The organism is Zavarzinia aquatilis (genome assembly GCF_003173035.1).
In the GTDB taxonomy this organism is placed as follows: domain Bacteria; phylum Pseudomonadota; class Alphaproteobacteria; order Zavarziniales; family Zavarziniaceae; genus Zavarzinia; species Zavarzinia aquatilis.
This window is the reverse complement of record NZ_QGLE01000028.1, coordinates 1-4,183: the sequence shown is the minus strand read 5'-3', so window position 1 is coordinate 4,183 and position 4,183 is coordinate 1. Positions and strand designations below refer to the sequence as shown.

The following is a 4,183-nucleotide window of genomic DNA, read 5'->3' as shown; positions in this document are numbered from 1 at the left end:
CGTCGATCGCAAGGCGCTGACGGTAACCGCTGCCAACGCGACGAAAACCTACGACGGCGTCGCGTTCAACGGCGGCAATGGCGTGACCTATGCCGGCTTCGTGGCCGGTGAAGGCGTCGGCGACCTGGACGGGGCGCTGAGCTACGGCGGTACGGCGCAGGGCGCGGTGAATGCCGGGAGCTATGCAATCACGGCCGGGGGCCTGACTTCGGGCAACTACGCCATCAGCTATGTCGGCGGGACGCTGAGCATCGATCGCAAGGCGCTGACGATAACGGCATCCGACGCGACGAAGACCTATGACGGCCAGTCCTTCACGGGTGGCGCCGGTGTGACCTACGCCGGCTTCGTGGCGGGTGAGGACGCGGCTGACCTGGGCGGGACGCTGAGCTACGGCGGCACGGCGCAGGGCGCAGTGAATGCCGGGAACTACACGATCACGGCCGGGGGCCTGACTTCGGGCAACTACGCCATCAGCTATGTCGGCGGGACGCTGAGCATCGATCGCAAGGCACTGACGGTGACGGCGTCCGACGCGACGAAGACCTACGACGGCCAGGCCTTCACGGGCGGCGCCGGCGTGACCTATGCGGGCTTCGTGGCCGGTGAAGGCGTCGGCGACCTGGGCGGGACGCTGAGCTACGGCGGCACGGCGCAGGGCGCGGTGAATGCCGGGAGCTACACGATCACGGCCGGGGGCCTGAACTCGGGCAACTACGCCATCAGCTATGTCGACGGGACGCTGATCGTCGATCGCAAGGCGCTGACGGTAACCGCTGCCAACGCGACGAAAACCTACGACGGCGTCGCGTTCAACGGCGGCGACGGCGTGACCTATGCCGGCTTCGTGGCCGGTGAAGGCGTCGGCGACCTGGGCGGGGCGCTGAGCTACGGCGGTACGGCGCAGGGCGCGGTGAATGCCGGGAGCTACACGATCACGGCCGGGGGCCTGAACTCGGGCAACTACGCCATCAGCTATGTCGACGGGACGCTGATCGTCGATCGCAAGGCGCTGACGGTAACCGCTGCCAACGCGACGAAAACCTACGACGGCGTCGCGTTCAACGGCGGCAATGGCGTGACCTATGCCGGCTTCGTGGCCGGTGAAGGCGTCGGCGACCTGGACGGGGCGCTGAGCTACGGCGGTACGGCGCAGGGCGCGGTGAATGCCGGGAGCTATGCAATCACGGCCGGGGGCCTGAGCTCGGGCAACTACGCCATCAGCTATGTCGGCGGGACGCTGAGCATCGATCGCAAGGCACTGACCATCACGGCGTCGAACGCGACGAAGACCTACGATGGCGTGGCCTTCACGGGTGGCGCCGGTGTGACCTACGCCGGCTTCGTGGCCGGTGAGGACGCGGGTGACCTGGGCGGGACACTGAGCTATGGCGGCACGGCGCAGGGCGCGGTGAATGCCGGCAGCTACACGATCACGGCCGGGGGCTTGACTTCGGGCAACTACGCCATCAGCTACGTCAGCGGGACGCTGAGCATCGATCGCAAGGCACTGACCATCACGGCGTCGAACGCGACCAAGACCTACGACGGCGTGGCCTTCAACGGCGGCAATGGCGTGACCTATGCGGGCTTCGTGGCCGGTGAAGGCGTCGGCGACCTGGGCGGGGCGCTGAGCTATGGCGGCACGGCCCAGGGCGCGGTGAATGCCGGGAACTACACGATCACGGCCGGGGGGCTGACTTCGGGCAACTACGCCATCAGCTACGTCGGCGGGACGCTGAACGTCGATCGCAAGGCGCTGACCATTACGGCGTCGAACGCGACCAAGACCTACGACGGCGTGGCCTTCACGGGTGGTAATGGCGTGACCTACGCCGGTTTCGTGGCGGGCGAGGACGCGGGCGACTTCGGCGGGGCGTTGAGCTATGGCGGCACGGCCCAGGGCGCGGTGAATGCCGGCAGCTATACGATCACGGCCGGGGGGCTGAGCTCGGGCAACTACGCCATCAGCTACGTCGGCGGGACGCTGAACGTCGATCGCAAGGCGCTGACGGTGACGGCATCCGACGCGACGAAGACCTACGACGGCGTGGCCTTCACGGGCGGCGCCGGAGTGACCTACACCGGCTTCGCGGCGGGCGAGGACGCCGGCGATCTGGGCGGTACGCTGAGCTACGGCGGTACGGCTCAGGGCGCGGTGAATGCCGGCAGCTATACGATCACGGCCGGGGGCCTGAACTCGAGCAACTACGCCATCAGCTATGTCGCGGGCAGCTTGACGGTAAACCAGGCGGCGCTGACGGTGACCGCTGCCAACGCGACGAAGACCTACGACGGCCAGTCCTTCACGGGTGGCGCCGGCGTGACCTACGCCGGCTTCGTGGCGGGCGAGGACGCCGGCGATCTGGGCGGGACGCTGAGCTATGGCGGCACGGCGCAGGGCGCGGTGAATGCCGGGAGCTACACGATCACGGCCGGGGGCCTGAGCTCGGGCAACTACGCCATCAGCTATGTCGGCGGGACACTGAACGTCGATCGCAAGGCGCTGACAGTAACCGCTGCCAACGCGACGAAGACGTATGACGGCGTGGCCTTCACGGGCGGCGCCGGCGTGACCTATGCCGGTTTCGTGGCGGGCGAGGACGCCGGCGACCTGGGCGGGACGCTGAGCTACGGCGGCACGGCACAGGGCGCGGTGAATGCCGGGAGCTACACGATCACGGCCGGGGGCTTGAGCTCGGGCAACTACGCCATCAGCTATGTCGCGGGCAGCTTGACGGTAGACCAGGCGGCGCTGACGGTGACCGCTGCCAACGCGACGAAGACCTACGACGGCCAGTCCTTCACGGGTGGCGCCGGCGTGACCTACGCCGGCTTCGTGGCGGGAGAAGACGCTGGTGACGTGGGCGGGACGCTGAGCTATGGCGGCACGGCACAGGGCGCGGTGAATGCCGGGAGCTACACGATCACGGCCGGTGGCCTGAGCTCGGGCAACTACGCCATCAGCTATGTCGGCGGGACGCTGAACGTCGATCGTAAGGCGCTGACCATCACGGCGTCGAATGCGACGAAGACCTACGACGGCGTGGCCTTCACGGGTGGTAATGGCGTGACCTACGCCGGCTTCGTGGCGGGAGAAGACGCTGGTGACGTGGGCGGGGCGCTGAGCTATGGCGGCACGGCACAGGGCGCGGTGAATGCCGGGAGCTACACGATCACGGCCGGGGGCTTGAGCTCGGGCAACTACGCCATCAGCTATGTGGCGGGCAGCTTGACGGTAGACCAGGCGGCGCTGACGGTGACCGCTGCCAACGCGACGAAGACCTACGACGGCGTCGCGTTCAACGGCGGCGCCGGCGTGACCTATGCCGGCTTCGTGGCGGGTGAGGACGCGGGCGATCTGGGCGGGACGCTGAGCTATGGCGGCACGGCGCAGGGTGCAGTGAATGCCGGGAGCTACACGATCACGGCCGGGGGCTTGAGCTCGGGCAACTACGCCATCAGCTACGTGGCGGGCAACTTGACGGTGAACCAGGCGGCGCTGACGGTAACCGCTGCCAACGCGACGAAGACCTATGACGGCGTGGCCTTCAACGGTGGCAATGGCGTGACCTATGCCGGCTTCGTGGCGGGCGAGGACGCGGGTGATCTCGGCGGCACGCTGAGCTACGGCGGCACGGCTCAGGGCGCGGTGAATGCCGGGAGCTACACGATCACGGCCGGCGGCCTGAGCTCGGGCAACTACGCCATCAGCTACGTCGGCGGGACGCTGAACGTCGATCGCAAGGCGCTGACGGTAACCGCTGCCAACGCGACGAAGACCTACGACGGCGTCGCGTTCAACGGCGGCAATGGCGTGACCTATGCGGGCTTCGTGGCCGGTGAAGGCGTCGGCGACCTGGGCGGGACACTGAGCTATGGCGGCACGGCGCAGGGCGCGGTGAATGCCGGGAGCTACACGATCACGGCCGGGGGCTTGACTTCGGGCAACTACGCCATCAGCTACGTCAGCGGGACGCTGAGCATCGATCGCAAGGCACTGACCATCACGGCGTCGAACGCGACCAAGACCTACGACGGCCAGGCCTTCACGGGTGGTAATGGCGTGACCTATGCGGGCTTCGTGGCCGGTGAAGGCGTCGGCGACCTGGGCGGGGCGCTGAGCTATGGCGGCACGGCCCAGGGCGCGGTGAATGCCGGGAACTACACGATCACGGCCGGG

The 4,183-nt window shown here is 68.2% G+C and carries 1 protein-coding gene; it reads left to right on the top strand.

Annotation, left to right across the window (positions count from 1 at the left end; genetic code table 11):
- Nucleotides 1-16: 16 nt before the first annotated feature.
- A partial coding sequence (locus DKG74_RS21245) for a beta strand repeat-containing protein (RefSeq protein WP_423841706.1) occupies nt 17-4,183 on the top strand: 4,167 nt, incomplete at its 3' end.